This window comes from Streptomyces sp. NPDC017520, from assembly GCF_044329855.1.
Lineage (GTDB): Bacteria > Actinomycetota > Actinomycetes > Streptomycetales > Streptomycetaceae > Streptomyces.
Window position 1 is genome coordinate 1 of record NZ_JBIRKB010000034.1, and the last position, 17,743, is coordinate 17,743.

Below are 17,743 nucleotides of genomic sequence, written 5' to 3' on the forward strand. Positions count from 1 at the left end.
TCCAGCGTCAGGTCATCGGCGAAACGCCGGTCACCGGTCGCGTCGGGCACGTACTTCACACAGACAACGATCCTCAAGCTCACGCCGGCTCTCCTGCCTACCTGGGTGTGGTCCCACCTGGGTGTCATTCGTACTGATGGACAGATTATGGCACTCAGTACCCTCTGTAAAGGTACGCAGTGCCAAAACGCTCCTTCCGGTGCTACGTTTCGCCGCATGAGCGAGGCACGAGGACCCGAGAAGAAGGCACCCATGCGGGAGGTGCTCGCGCAGGCGGCGTTCCAGCTCTTCCTGGAGCGGGGCTTCGAGCGGACGACCGTGGACGACATCGTGGCGCGGGCCGGGGTGGGCCGGCGTTCGTTCTTCCGTTACTTCCCGTCCAAGGAGGACGCGGTCTTCCCGGACCATGAGCGCTGCTTCGTCGAGATGACCGAATTCCTGGCCGCCGTCGACGACAGCGACCCGGTCGGCGCGGTCTGCGACGCCGCCCGCATCGTGCTGCGCATGTACGCGGCCAACCCGGAGTTCTCCGTGCAGCGTTACCGCCTCACCCGGGAGGTGCCGGGGCTGCGGACGTACGAACTGTCGGTGGTGCGCCGTTACGAGCAGACTCTTGCCCGGCATCTGCGCGGCCAGTTCGGTGAGGGCGGGGACGGGGAGTTGAGGGCCGAGGTGATCGCCGCTTCGGTGGTCGCCGCGCACAACAACGGGCTTCGGCTGTGGCTGCGTTCGGGCGGTGAGGGGGACCCCGAGGCGGCCGTCGACCATGCTCTCGCCCTGGTGCGCGAGGTGTGGGGGCGGTCCGCGGCGGAGGCGGGCGCGCCGTCGCCTGAAGGGGGGAGCGGGGGAGCGGAAGGGCTTCCGGGCGGTTCCGTGCCCGGCTCGAACGCGCCCCTTCCCGTGACTCCCTCGTCCGCCGGCTCCTTTCCCGCCTCCCCCTTCCCCGTCTCCGACGACGGTGAGGTGATCGTGATGGTCGCGCGGAAAGGCACCCCGATGTGGCGTGTCGTGCAGCAGATCGAGGCGGCCGTCGGCGAGAACTGAATACCAATGGGCACTCAGTGCCTTTACGGTCCGGCACTGAGTGCCATATGGTGCGGACGCGCCCGCAGTGCAGGTGCGGCGCGTCCGAGTCGAGCGCAGGGGGTCGAGCCGTGTCCCAGACAGCGATGGGCACCGTGATGAGCACCGTCCAGAAGGCGCACGAGGAGTGCGGCCTCTCCTACAACCGCTGCCGCTGGTGCGGCACCGCCTCGTTCCGGCGGCTGCTGTGCCCGGTGTGCGCGTCGAGCGAACTGAAGCCCGAACGCACCACCGGCCACGGAGTGGTCGTCCGGACCGCCGTGGTCCACCGCTACACCGAGGCGGCGCGCAACGAGTCCCTCGTGCGGTTCTCCGAAGGGTTCGTCTTCCGCTGCCGGATCGTGGGGGCGGCTCCGCACCTGGTGACGGTCGGCGCGCGCGTCCGCCCCGTCTCCGGGGACGAGCCGGAGACGGGCGAGGTGGTCCTGGAACTCTGTGACCCGCCCGCGCGGCGCGACTGGGTCTGAACGTCCCGGCCGGTCGGCCGTCGGCGAACCGCCGGTCGGCCGGTCAGCCCAGCCGGTTGAGCATCTCGGCGGCCAACGGCGCGGACGACGCTGGATTCTGACCGGTGATCAGGTTGCGGTCGGTGATGACGAAAGGCGCCCAGGGCTCGCCCTCCTGGAAGTCCGCTCCCAGCGCCACCAGCCGGTCCTGGAGCAGCCACTTGGCCTTGTCCGCGAAGCCCGCCTGGGCCTCCTCCGCGTTGGTGAAGCCGGTCAGCCGGTATCCGGCGAACGCGGATGTGCCGTCGGGGCCGGTCGCGGCCAGCAGCGCCGCCGGGCCGTGGCAGACCACACCGAGCGGCTTGCCCGAAGCCAGTACCCGGACGAGCAGCCGGCCGGAGACGGGATCGACCGCGAGGTCCTCCATCGGGCCGTGGCCGCCGGGGTAGAAGACGGCGCCATAGGCGTCCGGGTCCACGTCCTCCAGCGCGACCGGCCGCCGCAGCTCCTCGAACGTCTCAAGACCGGCCGTCACCGCGTCGGCGCCCTCCTGACCGCCGTTGACCTCGGGCGCGAGGCTGCCGCGGTCCACGGTCGGGACGACGCCGCCCGGCGTGGCGACGACCACCTCGTGCCCGGCGCCGGTGAACGCCCGGTAGGGAGCCACGGCCTCCTCGGCCCAGAAGCCCGTGGGGTGGGCCGTGCCGTCCGCCAGGGTCCAGTGGTCCGCGCCGGACACCACGAAAAGGATCTTTGCCATGTCGTACATCTCCGTTGGTCGGGGTGGCTGACCAGGCCGACGGTAGGCCCGGCCGGGCCGGAATCCGCCTTCCGCCCCCGTGTGCCGGGAAGAGGCTCCCGACGGGGCGGCGGCGATCGGCCGTCCGGCGGATCGCCTGCCCGCGGTGGACGGTCCGAATCATCCGGGGCGGCGGACTCGGCCGGACGGTGCGTCCGGGGCAGCGGACTCGGCCGGACGGCGCGTCCGCGACCGAGCGCCACGCCACCGGGGTTCCCGGGCTCGCCGTCTCGGTGAGCATGCGCAGGCGGGCCCGGTGACGTCCGGATCGCCCCGTCACCCCGCCGGAGATGTCCGCATTCACCCGGGGGACGCGTGCTCGTACGGCCGTGCTTAGCTGGAGCCATGATCGATGACTTCCTGTACGGGACCGCCGGGGACACCGGACCGCCGGCCGAGGTCGAGGCCGCCGTGCGCGCCGCCGCCGCGGCCGAGATCATTCCGCGCCACCGGAAGCTCGCCGCCCACGAGATCATCGAGAAGCGCGGCCCCCACGACCTGGTCACCGCCGCCGACCGGCTGGCCGAGGAACACCTCACCGCCGCCCTCACCAAGCTGCTGCCCGGCTCGGTCGTCGTCGGTGAGGAGTCCGTGCACGCCGACCCGGCGGTCTACGACGCCCTCGGCGGCGACGCCCCGGTCTGGATCGTCGACCCGGTCGACGGCACCCGCCAGTTCGTTCGGGGCGAGGCCGGCTTCTGCACCCTGGTCGCCCTCGCCCTCCACGGCGAGGTACACGCCTCCTGGACGTACGCACCGGTCCGGGACGAGATGGCCATCGCCGTACGCGGCCGGGGCGCCACGCTCAACGGGGTGCCGATACGCCCCGGGGCACCCGCACCCGGCGCCGTGCTGAACGTGGCGATGTCGCACCCCGACTACACCACCGAGGCCCAGAAACGGGCCCTGCTCGGCCTGCGCACCGAAGGCATCGCGGCCCGCCCCTGCGGCTCGGCCGGGCTCGAATACCTCGCCGTCGCCCGCGGCGCCCTGGACGCCACCGCCTTCAACTGGGAGTACGCCTGGGACCACGCCGCGGGCCTGCTCCTGGTCACCGAGGCGGGCGGCGCCCAGTCGACCCTGTCCGGCGCCCCGTTCCGTATCGCGGGCGGTAACGACCTGCCGTTCACGGCGGCCCGCGACGAGGCCACCGCCCAGCGCGTCCTGGCCGCTCTGCGCACCGGCGGCTGACCCGCACCGGCCGAACCCGGGGTACCCGCGTACGCACGGTCGGTGGCGACGAATACCCTGGGGGTCCGCCTGCCGGCCGACGAAGGAGTCCCAAGGTGCCGTCGATGCTCGATGCGGTCGTGGTGGGCGCGGGGCCCAACGGACTGACCGCCGCGGCCGAACTGGCCCGCCGGGGCTTCGCGGTGGAGGTCCACGAGGCGCACGACACCGTCGGCGGGGGAGCCCGCACCGAGGAGCTGACCCTCCCGGGCTTCCGGCACGACCCCTGTTCCGCCGTGCACCCCCTCGCCATCGGCTCACCCGCGTTCCGGGCGATGCCCCTGGCCCGGCACGGCCTGGAATGGCTGCACCCGGAGATCGACCTCGCCCACCCCTTCCCGGACGGCACCGCCGCCGTGCTCACCCGGTCCGTCGGCGAGAGCGCGATGTCGCTGGGGGCCGCCGACGCCGGCGCCTACCGCCGCCTCATGGCCCCCTTCCTCGGCCGCTGGGACACCCTGGCCGCGGACTTCCTGCGCACCCCCTGGGACGGCCTGCCCCGCGACCCCTACCGGCTGGCCCGCTTCGGTCTGCTCGGCCTCCAGCCCGCCACCTGGCTCTCCCGCCGCTTCTCCGGTGAGAAGGCCCCCGGCCTCTTCGCCGGGCTCGCCGCCCACGCCATAGCTCCCACCAGCGGATTCGCCACCTCGGCCATCGCCCTCGTCTTCGCGCTCGCCGCCCACGAGAACGGCTGGCCGGTGCCGCGCGGCGGCTCCCAGGCCATCTCCGACGCCCTCGCCTCCTTCCTCCGCGAACAGGGCGGCACGATCCGCACCGGCAGCGAGGTCAGGCGCCTGGACGAACTCCCGCCCGCCCGCGCCTACATCTTCGACACCTCGCCCTCCGCGCTCGCCCGGATCGCGGGCCTCGGCTCCGCGTACCACCGCTACCGCTACGGCGCCTCCGCCTTCAAGATCGACTACGCGCTGTCGGGCCCCGTCCCCTGGACCGCGTCCGAGGCCCGCCGCGCGGGCACCGTCCACATCGGCCCCGACGCCGGGACCATCGACACCGCGCTGAAGGCGGCCGTCGAGGGGCGCGACCCGAGCGTCCCCTTCCTCATCACCGCCCAGCCCAGCCTGACCGACCCCTCCCGGGCCCCCGAAGGGCGCCACGTCTTCTGGGTGTACGGGCACGTCCCGGCGGGCTGGGAGGGAGACGCGACCGACGTCATCGAACGCCAACTGGAGCGCTTCGCCCCAGGATTCCGGGACCTGGTGCTCGCCCGTGCCCTCGCGGGCCCGCCCCAACTCGCCGCGCGCAACCCCAACTACGTCGGCGGCGACATCGCGTGCGGAGCCTTCGCCGGCCTCCAGACGCTGATCCGCCCCAAGCTCGCCCGCGTCCCCTACACCACCGCGCACCCCGCGGTCTTCCTCTGCTCCTCGGCCACCCCGCCCGGGCCCGGGGTCCACGGCATGTCCGGTCACCATGCCGCCAAGGCCGTATGGCGCAGGCTGCGGGCCTCCTGAACGGACCGGGCGGCCGAAGACCCCGGCGCGCGGCATGATGTCCGCATGAGCACCTCTGTCTCCCCCGCCGTACGCCTGGTCCGCGGCGACATCACCCACCAGTCCGTCGACGTCATCGTCAACGCGGCGAACTCCTCGCTGCTCGGCGGCGGCGGAGTCGACGGCGCCATCCACCGGCGCGGCGGGCCCGACATCCTCGCCGCCTGCCGTGAACTGCGCGCCTCGCACTACGGAAAGGGACTGCCCACCGGGCAGGCCGTCGCCACCACCGCCGGACGCCTCGACGCCCGGTGGGTCGTGCATACCGTCGGCCCGGTCTTCTCCGGCGCTCAGGACCGCTCCGCCCTGCTCGCCTCCTGCTACCGCGAATCCCTGCGCCTGGCAGCCGAGTTGGGGGCCCGGTCCATCGCGTTCCCGGCGATCTCCACCGGCATCTACGGCTGGCCGATGGACGACGGGGCGCGGATCGCCGTACGCACGGTCCTGGCGGAGACCGTGGAGCCGGTGGAAGAGGTGCGCTTCGTCCTCTTCGACGCCCACGCGTACGTGGAGTTCGAGGAAGTCCTCGCGATGCGCTGACTCGTCCCCGCCCATCGGAAGGGTTGGAAAGTCCTCGCGATGCGCTGACTCCTCCCCGCCGCCGGAAGGGTCCGCGCGCCTGTCGGATTTCCGCGCGAGGACCCTGTCGGATTTCCGCCAGCCAAGCCGCTGACCGGTGCACCATCCTGGAACCATGCACACCGACACCGAGCGCTGCGTGCGGGCCGTCCAGTCCAAGGACGCCCGCTTCGACGGCTGGTTCTTCACCGCGGTCCTGACCACCCGGATCTACTGCCGCCCCAGCTGCCCCGTCGTGCCGCCCAAGGTCCGCAACATGACCTTCTACCCCAGCGCCGCCGCCTGCCAGCAGGCCGGATTCCGGGCCTGCAAGCGGTGCCGCCCCGACACCAGCCCCGGCTCCCCCGAGTGGAACGCCCGCGCCGACTCGGTCGCCCGCGCCATGCGCCTGATCCGGGACGGGGTCGTCGACCGCGAGGGCGTACCCGGACTCGCCTCCCGGCTCGGCTACTCCGCACGGCAGATCGAACGCCAACTGCTGGCCGAGCTGGGCGCCGGCCCGCTGGCCCTGGCCCGCGCCCAGCGTGCGCAGACCGCCCGCCTCCTCATCGAGACGACCGCGCTGCCCATGGCCCAGGTCGCCTTCGCCGCCGGCTTCTCCTCGATCCGCACCTTCAACGAGACGATCCGCGAGGTCTTCGGCCTGGCCCCCGGCGAACTGCGCACCCGAGCCGCCCGGGGCCCCCGGCCCGCCGCCGTACCGGGCGTCATCGCCCTCCGCCTCCCGTACCGGGCCCCGCTCAACCCCAGCAACCTCTTCGGCCACCTCGCCGCGACCGCCGTCCCCGGCGTCGAGGAGTGGCGGGACGGCGCGTACCGGCGCACCCTCGCCCTCCCGTACGGGCACGGCGTCGTCGCCCTGAGTCCGGCGCCCGACCACATCGCCTGCCGGCTCTCCCTCACCGACCCCCGCGACCTCACCCGGGCCATCAGCCGCTGCCGCTGGCTCCTCGACCTGGACGCGGACCCGGTCGCCGTCGACGCGCGACTGCGCACCGACCCGCTGCTCGCCCCGCTGGTCGACGCGGGCCCCGGCCGCCGGGTGCCCCGCACCGTGGACGGGGCGGAGTTCGCCGTACGCGCGGTGCTCGGCCAGCAGGTATCCACCGCCGCCGCCCGCACCCACGCCGCCCGGCTGGTCACCGCCCACGGCGTCCCGGTCGAGGACCCCGAGGGCGGGCTGACGCACCTCTTCCCGCCCCCGGAGGCGCTGGCGGGACTCGACCCGGAGGCCCTGGCCCTGCCGCGCACCCGCCGCACCACCCTCACCACGCTCGTCGCCGCCCTCGCGGAGGACCGGCTGCGGCTCGACACCGACACCGACTGGGAGCGGGCCCGCACCGAACTGGCCGCCCTGCCCGGCTTCGGCCCCTGGACGGTCGAGTCCATCGCCATGCGGGCCCTCGGCGACCCCGACGCCTTCCTCCCCACCGACCTCGGCATCCGCCGGGCGGCCGAGCGGCTGGGCCTGCCGGTCACCCCCGCCGCCCTCACCGCACGGGCCGCCGACTGGCGCCCCTGGCGGGCGTACGCCGTGCAGTACCTCTGGACGGTGGACGACCACCCCATCAACCACCTGCCCGGCTGACGCCGGACGCTGACAAGGAAGCGGCCCCCATGACCACGACCAGCGCCACCCCCACCTCACCGGTGACCAAGCAGCACACGGTCCTCGACAGCCCCTACGGCCCGCTCACGCTCGTCGCCACCGACGGAGTCCTCTCCGCCCTCTACATGACCGACCAGCGTCACCGCCCGCCCCAGGAGACCTTCGGCCACCCGGATCCGGAGCCCTTCGCCGAAGCGATCCAGCAGCTCACCGAGTACTTCGCCGGCCACCGCACCACCTTCGACCTCGCGCTGAACCTCGCGGGCACGCCGTTCCAGCGGAGCGTGTGGGCGGAGCTGCTGAAGATCCCGTACGGCGAGACCCGTACGTACGGCGAGCTGGCCGAGGAGCTCGGAAAGCCGGGCGCCTCGCGGGCGGTCGGACTGGCCAACGGCAAGAACCCCGTCGGAATCATCGTGCCGTGCCACCGGGTGATCGGAGCCTCCGGGAGCCTCACCGGCTACGGCGGCGGCCTGGACCGCAAGCAGCGGCTGCTCGCCTTCGAGCGCGGGGGGACGGAGGGCGGGGTGCAGGCGCTGTTCTGAGAGCGTGCGGGGGCGTACCGGCCTCGGCACGCCCCCGCCCCGCACTTCTCAGCCGGTGAAGATCTCCACGGCCGTCCAGACGGCGAGGCCCAGCATGCAGATCCCGCCGATGCGCTGCACGGTCTTCAGCGGTACGCGCTTCGCGATGAACCGGCCCGCCAGCAGCGCCAGCGCCGACACGGACATCAGGGCCGCGGCCGCACCGATCGCCGTGGACCAGGTGCCGTTGCTCGCCGCGAGATTGGCGGTGGTGATCTGCGTCAGATCGCCCCACTCGCTGATGAAGACCGCCATGAACGCGGTCGTGTAGACCGGCCAGAACCCGGTCACGGTCTTCACCTCGGCGTCCTCGTCGTCGTCCCCGCCGCTGCCGCGCAGCAGCATGAACGCGCCGAACGCGAAGAGCGAGGCCGAGACGAGCTTGACGATCCAGTCGGGCAGCAGCCCGATGAGGCTGCCCGCGCCGACGGCGATGGCGACGTGCACGACGAACGCGGACGAGGTGCCGAACCACACGTAGAGGGGCCGCATCCGCGTGCCCATGGCCAGCGACGCGAACATCGTCTTGTCGGGGAGCTCCGCGAGGAAGATCAGCCCGAAGGCGGTGATGATCGCCAGGGGGTCGAGGTGCATTCCGGGTGGCTTTCTGTTCGAGCCGGGCCCCGGATCTTCGCGAAGCGCCGCTCGGGCTTTTCGGAGGACCACTCGGCCCGGCATGACGGCTCCGACCACGGGACGTGGACGTGTCATACAGGACCGAAGGTCTCGCCCGCCCGTGGCAGTCCCTCGCAGGACACACGAGCCCGGCCACCGGGAACCCGAAAGGCTCCAGTATGTCGACGACCGGTTTGCGGGGCTACTCCCCTTCGCAGCCGTCAACACTACCCCACCCGGCCGGGGACGGGGCCTGCTGTTCGAACCGTGAGTGCCTCGGTAGCATCGTGATGATCACCCGACCGGTGGTGGTCCGCCGCCACCCGACTCCACCCCACCGCGACGGGAAGTGCCCCCCATGAGCCGCCGCCCCCGCAAGGACGCGCCCGCCCAGGGCGCCCCCCGGCCCACCGTCAGCGTCTGCCGGGGCTGCTGCTGCGGCACGGAGAAGATCCCGGGCGTCGACCACGCGGCCCAGCTGACCCGGCTGCGCACCGGCCTGGAGGGCGCCGCGACCGTACGGGCGGTCGAGTGCCTGGACGCCTGCGAGCAGGGCAACGTCATCGTCGTGCAGCCTTCCGCCGAGGGCCGCCGGGCCGGGGGCCGGCCGGTCTGGCTGGGCCTGGTCAACGACGAGCACGCCGAGCAGGACATCGTGGCCTGGGCTGCGGCGGGCGGGCCGGGGCTCGCGGACGCCCCGGACATCCTCGACCTCTACGTCTTCCAGCCCTCCCGCCGGGTCCGGGCGGGTCTGGACGGCTGAGCCGGCCTCCCCGGGGCGGCGGTCACCGACCGCGGGCGCGTGCGACACCGTACCGAGCGGCCAGGTACGGGCCCGCGGGCCCGTGCAGCCGGGTCAGCCGGCCGAGCCGCCGACCCCAGCCGGCAGCCCCCGGCAGCGGGACGCCGGTCGTCTCCCGGACGCTCTCGTCGGCGAGTTCGGCAGGAAACGGAAACCCCGCCTGCGTACGCGATGCGCCGGTGTAAGGTCCGCGCATGGCCAAGGTGACTGTCAGTCTGGATGCCGAACTCGTCGTCGAAGTGATGGTGCTCGCGGGGGTCGGAAATCCCCAGGACGCCGTCGAACTCGTGGTGCGCGACTACATCGCGCGCGGCCACCGCACCGAGGCCCTGGTCGCCGACCGCGAGGGGGCGGTGCGCGACGTGGAGGTCAAGCCGGAGGCACAGCAGGGCTGATCGCCGGGTACGGGACCGGGCCGAGCACGGCTGATCGCCCGTACGGGCCGGCCCCGGGCAGGGCCGGTGCCCCTCGCGTTCTACGCGACCGGCTCGCCGTCCTCCAGCTCCACGGTCCCGGCGCCGGACCTCAGTACCTCCAGCGCCGCCCGGACCCTGCCCCCGAGCGTGCCGAGCAGAAAGCCGTCCAGGTCGGCGGGCGCCACCAGTCGCCAGGACAGCAGCTCCTCCTCCTGGAGCCGGATCGCCGCCAGCCGGTCCGCCGTGAGCACCCCGCCGTCGTACACGTACGCCACGATCGGCGGGCGGCCCGCACCGCGCACCCAGTCCACGGCGAGCAGCCGTCCCGGCGCCACGTCGAGGCCGATCTCCTCCGCCGTCTCGCGTCGCGCGGCCTGCCGGGGCCCCTCACCCGCCTCCGACTCGACGGTCCCACCGGGCAGCGCCCAGCCCTCGCGGTAGTTCGGCTCGACGAGGAGGAGCCGTCCCTCCGCGTCACGGAAGAGGGAGGCGGCGCCGGACAGGACCCGGGGGAGCCCGGCGATGTACGCGGCGTAGTCGGCATCGGGGATCGTCACGGCCGACAGCGTAGTGGCGCGGCCGGACCGCACGGCCGTGGACGGCCATGGGCAGATCAGGGGGCGTGCGGATAAGGTCGGGGCGGCGCGACTGCCTGTTCGAAAGCAAGGGATGCAAGGTGACGGACGGAGCAGATATGCAGACCGCCCGCGTGCTCGTGGCGGCGGACAAGTTCAAGGGCTCGCTCACGGCCGTGCAGGTCGCGGAGCGGGTGACGGCCGGGCTGCGGCGCGTCGTCCCCGATGCGCGGGTGGAGACCCTGCCGGTCGCGGACGGCGGCGACGGTACGGTCGCGGCGGCGGTGGCCGCCGGATTCGAGCGGCGGGAGGTCCGGGTGACCGGTCCTCTCGGGGACCCGGTGACGGCGGCGTACGCGCTGCGCGGGTCCACCGCCGTGGTGGAGATGGCCGAGGCCTCGGGCCTCCAGCACCTGCCCGACGGAGTGTTCGCCCCGCTCACGGCCACCACGTACGGCTCGGGCGAGCTGCTGCAGGCCGCCCTGGAGGAGGGGGCGACGACGATCGTGTTCGGGGTCGGCGGCAGCGCCACCACGGACGGCGGCGCGGGCATGCTCGCCGCCCTCGGGGCCCGCTTCCTGGACGCGGAGGGCAAGCCCGTGGGCCCCGGTGGCGGCCCTCTCGCGGAGCTGGCCGAGGCCGACCTCTCGCGGCTCGCCCCCCGGCTGGCGCGCATCGACCTGATCCTGGCCAGCGATGTGGACAACCCGCTGACGGGGCCCAAGGGCGCGCCCGAGGTGTACGGCCGCCAGAAGGGCGCGAGCGAGGAGGACATCGCGGTCCTCGACGCGGCCCTGGCGCACTACGCCTCGATCCTGGGCCCGGACATGGCGGCCCTGCCCGGCGCGGGCGCGGCCGGGGGCATCGGCTACGGGGCGCTCGTCGCCCTCGGCGCCCGCTTCCGCCCTGGCATCGAGGTGATGCTCGACGTGCTCGGCTTCGCCCCCGCACTCGCCCGCGCCACCCTGGTCATCACGGGCGAGGGTTCGCTGGACGAGCAGACGCTGCACGGCAAGGCCCCGGCCGGGGTCGCCGCCGCCGCCCGCGCGGCCGGGATCGAGACCGTCGCGGTCTGCGGCCGGCTCGCCCTGCCCCCGGAGGCCCTGGAGAAGGCGGGCATCAGCCGCGCCTACGCCCTGGCCGAGCTGGAACCGGACCCGGCGGTGTCCATGGCCCAGGCCGGGCCGCTGCTGGAGCGGGCGGCGGAGTCGATCGCCCGGGACTTCCTGCTGCGCTGACGCGCACCGGGCGTCCGCGGATACGGTGCGCGGATCAGGCGTACGTGGATCAGGCGTACGGGAATCAGGCGCCGCGGATCAGGCGTCACGGATCAGGCGTACGAGGAGAGCGCAGGGAGGGGCCCGGGGACAGACGCCGGGTCCCTCCCGCACACCGGGCCATCGCACACCGGGCCATCGCGCCCCGTACCGTGCGCCGGCCCCGGGCCACCGTGCCCCCACCCCGCCCCCGCCTCACGGAGGCCCGGACGACAGCCTCAGCACGTCCAGCGCCAGCACCAGGTCGACCAGCTCACGCGGCCGGGACAGCGAGCGCGCGGTCAGCCGCTCCAGCCGCCGCAGCCGGTTGAACACCGTGTTGCGATGACACCGCAGCCGTACCGCGGCCCGCCCCACCGAACCCTCGCACTCCAGCCACGCTTCCAGCGTCCCCACCAGCACCGCACGCTCCGCCGGAACCAGCGCCAGCAGCGGACCGAACACCTCCGCGAGGAGCCGGGCCGACAGCTCCGGGCCGCTCACCAGCAGGGCCGTCGGCAGCCGCTCGTCGAGCCGTACGACCTCCCGGCTGCCGGGCGCACACGTCAGCAACGCCGTGCCCGCGAGCCGCCGTGCCGCGCCCAGCTGCCCCGGCGATCCCACCACCGGACTCATGCCTCCCGGCCCCGCACCGTGCTCCCCGAGCCGCGCCACCGCCCCGGCCGGTCCCGCCGTGCCCAGCAGCACCACCGCGACGTCCCCGTCCCCCGCACCGCACCACCACCAGCGCGCCCCGTCCCGGTCCGGGCCCTCCGCCACCGCGGCCTCCGGCACGGGCGTGCCCAGCACCACCACCGCGTAACGCCCCCGATCCGGCAGCCCGAGACCGCGCGCCGCACGCTCCACCAGGTCCGGCGGCGCCCCGCCCGCCAGCAGCGGGCCGAGCAGCGCCCCGCACCGCGTCCCACGCCGCATCCGCCGCTCCGTCCCCCGGGTCCGGGCGTCCCTGATGACCGATGAGGATGCCAGCGGCCGTACGGGCGGGCACCCGCCCGTCACCGCGTCTGTGCGCGTGCACAACGAGGTCCTTCCTCGGCTGGTCCCCCGCATCGAGTCGGTCCCGCGCCGTGGACGCACGTCCCGTCCGGTGCTGGTCTGTGGCACCACACACGACGCCACGGCTTCACCGATGAGCACGACAGGTGAACACGGGGACGACAAGGCGGAAGGAGGAGGACGCATGGCAACGCTGGAGATCCGCGGCCTGTCCGTCGGCTACGGCCCGGTCCGGGCGCTGCGCGACATCTCCGTCGATGTGCCGGACGGCGGGATCACCGCCGTACTCGGCGGCAACGGCGCGGGCAAGACCACGCTGCTGCGGGCCGTGTCGCGGACCCTCGGCTTCCACCGCGGGACGGGCACCGGGACCATCCGGTTCGACGGCCGCCCCCTGGAGGGGCTGCGGCCCGCCCAGGTGGTGGCCGCCGGGGTGGTCCAGGTACCGGAGGGCCGGCAGGTCTTCGCCCGGATGACGGTGGCCGACAACCTGCGGGCGGGAGCCCTCGGGGCACGCGGCGGGCGCGGGGCGACGGGCGCCGCGCTGGCCCGGGTCCACGAGCTGTTCCCGGTGCTCGCCGACCGCGCGCACCAGCGGGCCGGGCTGCTGTCCGGCGGCGAGCAGCAGATGCTGGCGATGGGCCGCGCCCTGATGGCGGGGCCCCGGCTGCTCCTGCTGGACGAGCCCTCGCTCGGCCTCGCCCCGCTGATGGCGGCCAGGATCGCCGAGACCGTGCGGGAGATCAACGCGGCCGGCACCTCCGTCATGCTCGTCGAGCAGAACGCGGCGATCGCCCTGCGACTCGCCTCCACGGCGTACGTCCTGGACGTCGGCGAGGTCGCCCTGTCCGGGCCCGCCGACGAACTCGCCGCGTCCGACGAGGTCCGCCGCCGCTACCTCGGCGTCGTCGACGAGGACGCGGCGGCGGACGCCGACCCGGGCACCCGGAACCGCCGCACCCTGAGCAGGTGGTCCGCGTGACCACCACCGCCACGGCCTCCGCGCACAGCACGACGGCCGCACTCGCCGTCGAGGACGTCACCGTCCGCTTCTCCGGTCTCACCGCCCTGGACGGCGTCTCCTTCACTGTCGAACCCGGCAGCGTGCACGCCGTCATCGGGCCCAACGGCGCGGGCAAGTCCACCTGCTTCAACGTCCTCTCCGGCGTCTACCGCGCCACCTCCGGACACGTCCGCCTCGGCGACACCGAACTCACCGGACTCGCGCCGCACACCATCGCGGGCCTCGGGGTCGCGCGCACCTTCCAGAACCTGGCGCTGCCCCCGCACGCGACCGTCGCCGACAGCCTCCTGCTCGGCCGCCACCGGCTGACCCGCTCCGGGTTCGTCGCCGCCGGCCTGCGGCTCCCCTCCGCCGCCCGGGAGGAACGCCGCCACCGCGAACGGGTCCGGGACATCGCCGCGTTCATCGGCCTCGACAAGGAGCTGGAGCGCCCGGCCGGATCACTGCCGTACGGGCAGCAGAAACTCGTCGAGCTGGGCCGCGCCCTGTGCATGGAGCCGAAGGTCCTGCTGCTGGACGAGCCGATCGCCGGGATGACCGCGATGGAGCGCCGCCGCACCGCGGCCGTCGTGGCCGACGTACGCGACAGCCTCGGCATCTCCATCGTGCTGGTCGAGCACGACATGGGAGTGGTGATGCGGCTCGCGGACGCGGTGACCGTACTCGACTTCGGACGACGGATAGCCGGGGGCACCCCCGCCGAGGTCCAGAACGACCCGGCCGTCGTCCAGGCCTACTTGGGAGCACCTCAATGACCACGTTCGTCGAACTCCTCCTCGGCGGCCTGTCGATCGGCTCGGTCTACGCACTCATCGCGCTCGGGTTCGTCGTCATCTTCAAGGCCACCGAGGTCGTCAACTTCGCCCACGCGTCCCTGTTGTTGGCGGGCGGCTACGTCACCGCCGTGCTCCACGACGACATCGGGTTCTGGCCCGCGCTGCTCGTCGGCATCGCGGGGGCGGCGACCGTCGGGGCGGCCATCGAGTTCTTCGTGATGCGCCGCTACCGGGGCAGTGACCAGAGCGTCCTGGCCATCGTCACCATCGGCGTCGACATCCTCCTGATCACCGAACTCACCCGCCGGATGGGCACGGACGTGCTCGCGCTCGGAGACCCCTGGGGCAACGAGGTCGTCACGGTCGGCGGCATCACCCTCGCCCAGACCCGGATCGCCGCGTTCCTCGCCGCCGGGCTGCTGATCACGGTGTTCCTGCTCGCCTTCCGCTACACCTCCTGGGGCGTGTCGATGCGGGCCGCCGCCGAGAACCCGCAGACGGCGGCGCTCATGGGCATCAAGCTGGGGCGGGTCTCGCTCGCCGCGTGGGCGGTCGCCGGAGCACTCGCCGCCGTCGCCGCCCTCTTCCTCACCGTGTTCCCCACCCCGGGCCTGGAGCGCGCCACCTCGCTCGCCGCGCTCAAGGCGTTCCCCGCCGCGATCCTCGGCGGGCTCGACTCCACCACCGGGGCGCTCGCCGGGGGACTCATCGTCGGCGTCACCGAGTCGCTCGCCACCGGCTACCAGAGCGACCTCGCCTTCCTCGGCCGGGGCATCGGCGACCTGGCGCCCTACCTGGTGATGGTGGCGGTCCTGCTCATCCGGCCCGCGGGCCTCTTCGGCACGAAGGAGCTGGCCCGTGTCTGACACCACCGCCGAAGCCGCCCCCGCCCCCGGAGCCCCTGCCGCACCCGCCCCCGTACCCACCCGCGCGGCGGGCCTCACCGACCGGCTGCGCCGACCCCGTACGTACGCCGTCCTCATCGGCTCCCTCCTGCTCCTCGTCCTCCCCTTCTACCTGGACCGCTTCTGGCTCCAGGCCGGTCTCTTCGCGATGGCGGCGGCGATCGGCGCCATCGGGCTCAACCTGCTCACCGGCGCCACCGGGCAGCTCTCCATGGGCCACGCGTTCTTCCTCGCCGTCGGCGCGTACGGCTACTGCGTCCTGGCGGGCGAGAGCAGCACCGAGAACGGGCACACGCTGACCGGACTCGGGCTGCCCACCTGGCTGGCCGCGATCCTCGCCGTGCTGCTCGCCGGAGCGGCGGGCGGGCTCTTCAGCCCCATCGCCGGCCGGCTGCGCGGCGCGTACCTCGGCATCGCGACCCTCGCGCTGATCTTCATCGGGCAGCACGTCCTGTTCAACGCGGGCTCGCTCACCGGCGGTTACAACGGCCGGGCCGTACCGCCGCTGTCGCTGTTCGGCTTCACCTTCGACGACGCCGAAGTCGTGGTCGCCGCCGTGCCGTTCGGCTCCTCGGAGAAACTCTGGTACGCAGGTCTGGCCGCGCTCCTGGTGAGCGCGCTGTTCGCCCGGGGGGTGCTGCGCGGCCGGCCCGGCCGCGCGATGAACGCCATTCGCGACCACCGGATCGCGGCCGGGGTGATGGGCGTGCCGGTGGCCCGCTACCGGGCCGGCGTCTTCGTCCTGTCCTCGATGTACGCGGGCCTGGCGGGCGTCCTGCTCGCTCTGGTCTTCCAGCGGACCGTGCCCGAGTACTTCGGCATGATCCTCTCCCTCGAATACCTCGCCATGATCGTCATCGGCGGGCTCGGCAGCGTCGGCGGAGCCGTGATGGGCGCGGCCTTCGTCACCCTGCTCCCGCAGGTGTTCACGCACTACAGCGACTCCCTGCCGCTGGTCTCCGCCCCCGGCACGGGTGGGCTGGCGCCCGGCGAGGCGTCCCGCTATCTGTACGGCGCCGCGGTGGTCGCGGTGGTCCTGTTCCTGCCCGGCGGGCTCGCCCGCCTGGGCCTCGCACGCGCGAAGAAGCCCGCGGCTCCGAAGAATCCAGGGGAGAAGTCATGAAACTCAGAGTGCTCACGGCCGTGGTCGCGACCCTCGCCGTCACCCTCGTCGGGTGCAGCGGCAAGGCGACCGACGGAAAGGCGGCCGAGGAGGGCGAGGGCGGGATCAAGACGGGTCCCGGGGTCTCCTCCTCGACGATCTCCCTCGGCGTGCTGACCGACATGACCGGCGTCTACGCCTCGCTGGGCAAGAGCGTCACCCAGGCGCAGCAGCTGTGGGTCAAGCAGACGAACGACGAGGGCGGCATCTGCGACCGGAAGATCGAACTGACGGTCCGTGACCATGGTTACGATCCGCAGAAGGCGATCGCCGCGTACACCGAGCTGGAGCCGGAGGTGGTGGGCTTCGCCCAGTTCATCGGCTCCCCGTTCGTCGCCGCCGTCGAGCAGCGCGTCGACGGCCAGGACAAGGGTCTCGTGCTGCCGCAGGCCTGGTCGGCGAATCTGCTGGGCTCCCCGTACATCCGGGTCATCGGCGCCACCTACGACGTCGAGACGATCAACCTCATCGACCATCTCCTCGCCGAGAAGCGCATCGCCGAGGGCGACAAGATCGGCCATGTGTACTTCGAGGGCGACTACGGCGAGAACGCGCTCGTCGGCTCGGAGTACGCGGCGAAGGAGGCCGGGCTCACCGTCGTCGAGCAGAAGATCAAGCCGACCGACAACGACATGACGGCTCAGGTCGCCGCCCTCAAGCAGGCCGGGGTCAAGGCCGTGATCGTCAGCGCGGGCCCGCGTCAGGCGGCCTCGCTCGTCGGCGTCGCGGCGGCCACCGGCTTCAACGTCCCGGTCGTCGGCAACAACTCGGCCTTTGCCCCGCAGCTGTTGAAGACCCAGGCGGCCCCCGCGCTGCTCAAGGACTACTACGTCGCCGCTTCCACGCTGCCCATCGGGGACCCGGGTGACGGCCCAGCCAAGCTCGCGAAGGAGTACGCCGCCCAGTACCCGAAGGACGTGCTCGACAACGGCGTCGTCGCCGGCTACACGGCGGCCTCCCTGTTCGGCGAGGCGCTGTCGAAGGCCTGCGACGACAAGGACCTCACCCGCGAGGGCATCGACAAGGCGCTGCTCACGATCAAGGGGTACGGGAGCGAGTTCGGGGTGTCGCACGACTTCTCGGACCCGAAGGCCCCGTCCACCCGGGAGAGCGTCATCATGAAGCCGGACGCCACGGTCCCCGGCGGCCTGAAGGTCATCCGCCCGGCGTCGGTCTCCCCGGCGGCGAAGTCGTTCACACTCAAGTGACGTGTTGAGAACGGGTGTGGGGCCCGCCGGGGGCGGCCCGGCCCCCCCCCCCGTCCCGGGGGGGGCGGGGGGGGCCCCACCCCGGGCCACGCGGTGACCGCGGGGGGGCTCGGGGGGGGCCGGGGTGACCCCCCCCCCGCGCGCCC

General features: G+C 73.5%; 19 protein-coding genes and 1 pseudogene. 15 read left to right on the forward strand and 5 right to left on the reverse strand.

All coding sequences use genetic code 11. The features are described 5' to 3' along the window. Positions 1 to 83, reverse strand: a pseudogene (locus tag ACH4KB_RS37510) (electron transfer flavoprotein subunit beta); the annotation flags it as partial. 169 nt (positions 84 to 252) lie between these two features. Between ACH4KB_RS37510 and ACH4KB_RS37515 the strand changes: the two are divergent. Together ACH4KB_RS37515 and ACH4KB_RS37520 are read left to right on the forward strand one after the other, a co-directional pair. After that, the gene (locus tag ACH4KB_RS37515) at positions 253 to 1,044 is read left to right on the forward strand and encodes a TetR family transcriptional regulator (RefSeq protein WP_398071549.1); all 792 of its coding nucleotides are present in this window, start codon (positions 253 to 255) and stop codon (positions 1,042 to 1,044) included. Between the two features lie 137 nt (positions 1,045 to 1,181). Next, positions 1,182 to 1,550, forward strand: a complete 369-nt coding sequence (locus ACH4KB_RS37520; RefSeq protein WP_398071551.1) for a Zn-ribbon domain-containing OB-fold protein — start codon at positions 1,182 to 1,184, stop codon at positions 1,548 to 1,550. 43 nt (positions 1,551 to 1,593) lie between these two features. Here ACH4KB_RS37520 and ACH4KB_RS37525 read toward each other — a convergent pair whose 3' ends face one another. Continuing rightward, positions 1,594 to 2,289 (reverse strand): type 1 glutamine amidotransferase domain-containing protein, encoded by a 696-nt coding sequence (locus ACH4KB_RS37525; RefSeq protein WP_398071522.1) that lies wholly within the window; start codon positions 2,287 to 2,289, stop codon positions 1,594 to 1,596. 384 nt (positions 2,290 to 2,673) lie between these two features. Here ACH4KB_RS37525 and ACH4KB_RS37530 point away from each other — a divergent pair, with 384 nt between their 5' ends. The 5 genes from ACH4KB_RS37530 (at position 2,674) to ACH4KB_RS37550 (ending at position 7,802) form a co-directional block, all read left to right on the forward strand. Continuing rightward, entirely contained in the window at positions 2,674 to 3,519 is an 846-nt protein-coding gene (locus tag ACH4KB_RS37530; protein ID WP_398071524.1) for an inositol monophosphatase family protein, read from the forward strand. A 95-nt stretch (positions 3,520 to 3,614) separates the two neighbouring features. Beyond that, positions 3,615 to 5,030, forward strand: a complete 1,416-nt coding sequence (locus ACH4KB_RS37535) for a phytoene desaturase family protein (protein WP_398071526.1) — start codon at positions 3,615 to 3,617, stop codon at positions 5,028 to 5,030. Between the two features lie 45 nt (positions 5,031 to 5,075). Beyond that, positions 5,076 to 5,609: an O-acetyl-ADP-ribose deacetylase gene (locus ACH4KB_RS37540; RefSeq protein WP_398071528.1), complete on the forward strand. Its 534-nt coding sequence runs from the start codon at positions 5,076 to 5,078 to the stop codon at positions 5,607 to 5,609. A 154-nt stretch (positions 5,610 to 5,763) separates the two neighbouring features. Then, on the forward strand, positions 5,764 to 7,236 hold the full coding sequence (locus tag ACH4KB_RS37545; protein ID WP_398071530.1) for an AlkA N-terminal domain-containing protein: 1,473 nt from the start codon (positions 5,764 to 5,766) through the stop codon (positions 7,234 to 7,236). A 29-nt stretch (positions 7,237 to 7,265) separates the two neighbouring features. Continuing rightward, positions 7,266 to 7,802 carry a methylated-DNA--[protein]-cysteine S-methyltransferase gene (locus ACH4KB_RS37550; RefSeq protein ID WP_398071532.1) on the forward strand — a complete coding sequence of 179 codons (537 nt, stop codon included), beginning with the start codon at positions 7,266 to 7,268 and terminating at the stop codon, positions 7,800 to 7,802. Positions 7,803 to 7,850: 48 nt separating this feature from the next. On the opposite strand, the gene ACH4KB_RS37555 is transcribed toward ACH4KB_RS37550, so the two are convergent. Further along, positions 7,851 to 8,435 (reverse strand): TMEM165/GDT1 family protein, encoded by a 585-nt coding sequence (locus ACH4KB_RS37555; protein WP_397917280.1) that lies wholly within the window; start codon positions 8,433 to 8,435, stop codon positions 7,851 to 7,853. Between the two features lie 379 nt (positions 8,436 to 8,814). Here ACH4KB_RS37555 and ACH4KB_RS37560 point away from each other — a divergent pair, with 379 nt between their 5' ends. Continuing rightward, entirely contained in the window at positions 8,815 to 9,219 is a 405-nt protein-coding gene (locus tag ACH4KB_RS37560; RefSeq protein ID WP_398071534.1) for a (2Fe-2S) ferredoxin domain-containing protein, read from the forward strand. 233 nt (positions 9,220 to 9,452) lie between these two features. Further along, positions 9,453 to 9,653: a type II toxin-antitoxin system VapB family antitoxin gene (locus tag ACH4KB_RS37565; protein WP_018955176.1), complete on the forward strand. Its 201-nt coding sequence runs from the start codon at positions 9,453 to 9,455 to the stop codon at positions 9,651 to 9,653. 80 nt (positions 9,654 to 9,733) lie between these two features. On the opposite strand, the gene ACH4KB_RS37570 is transcribed toward ACH4KB_RS37565, so the two are convergent. Continuing rightward, positions 9,734 to 10,231 carry an NUDIX domain-containing protein gene (locus tag ACH4KB_RS37570; RefSeq protein ID WP_398071536.1) on the reverse strand — a complete coding sequence of 166 codons (498 nt, stop codon included), beginning with the start codon at positions 10,229 to 10,231 and terminating at the stop codon, positions 9,734 to 9,736. Between the two features lie 137 nt (positions 10,232 to 10,368). Between ACH4KB_RS37570 and ACH4KB_RS37575 the strand changes: the two genes are divergently transcribed. After that, on the forward strand, positions 10,369 to 11,487 hold the full coding sequence (locus ACH4KB_RS37575; protein WP_398071537.1) for a glycerate kinase: 1,119 nt from the start codon (positions 10,369 to 10,371) through the stop codon (positions 11,485 to 11,487). A 234-nt stretch (positions 11,488 to 11,721) separates the two neighbouring features. Here ACH4KB_RS37575 and ACH4KB_RS37580 read toward each other — a convergent pair whose 3' ends face one another. After that, complete coding sequence (locus ACH4KB_RS37580) at positions 11,722 to 12,441, reverse strand: PucR family transcriptional regulator (protein WP_398071539.1); 720 nt, start codon at positions 12,439 to 12,441, stop codon at positions 11,722 to 11,724. Positions 12,442 to 12,706: 265 nt separating this feature from the next. Between ACH4KB_RS37580 and ACH4KB_RS37585 the strand changes: the two genes are divergently transcribed. The 5 genes from ACH4KB_RS37585 to ACH4KB_RS37605 are packed head-to-tail and all read left to right on the forward strand — an operon-like array spanning position 12,707 to position 17,597. Beyond that, complete coding sequence (locus tag ACH4KB_RS37585; protein WP_398071540.1) at positions 12,707 to 13,504, forward strand: ABC transporter ATP-binding protein; 798 nt, start codon at positions 12,707 to 12,709, stop codon at positions 13,502 to 13,504. Continuing rightward, entirely contained in the window at positions 13,501 to 14,301 is an 801-nt protein-coding gene (locus ACH4KB_RS37590) for an ABC transporter ATP-binding protein (protein ID WP_398071542.1), read from the forward strand. Before ACH4KB_RS37585 ends, ACH4KB_RS37590 begins: the two co-directional genes overlap by 4 nt. Then, positions 14,298 to 15,188 carry a branched-chain amino acid ABC transporter permease gene (locus ACH4KB_RS37595; RefSeq protein ID WP_398071544.1) on the forward strand — a complete coding sequence of 297 codons (891 nt, stop codon included), beginning with the start codon at positions 14,298 to 14,300 and terminating at the stop codon, positions 15,186 to 15,188. Before ACH4KB_RS37590 ends, ACH4KB_RS37595 begins: the two co-directional genes overlap by 4 nt. Continuing rightward, positions 15,181 to 16,350, forward strand: coding sequence for a branched-chain amino acid ABC transporter permease (locus ACH4KB_RS37600; protein ID WP_398071546.1), 1,170 nt, complete (start codon positions 15,181 to 15,183; stop codon positions 16,348 to 16,350). Before ACH4KB_RS37595 ends, ACH4KB_RS37600 begins: the two co-directional genes overlap by 8 nt. Further along, positions 16,347 to 17,597, forward strand: a complete 1,251-nt coding sequence (locus tag ACH4KB_RS37605; RefSeq protein ID WP_398071547.1) for an ABC transporter substrate-binding protein — start codon at positions 16,347 to 16,349, stop codon at positions 17,595 to 17,597. Before ACH4KB_RS37600 ends, ACH4KB_RS37605 begins: the two co-directional genes overlap by 4 nt. Positions 17,598 to 17,743: the final 146 nt, after the last annotated feature.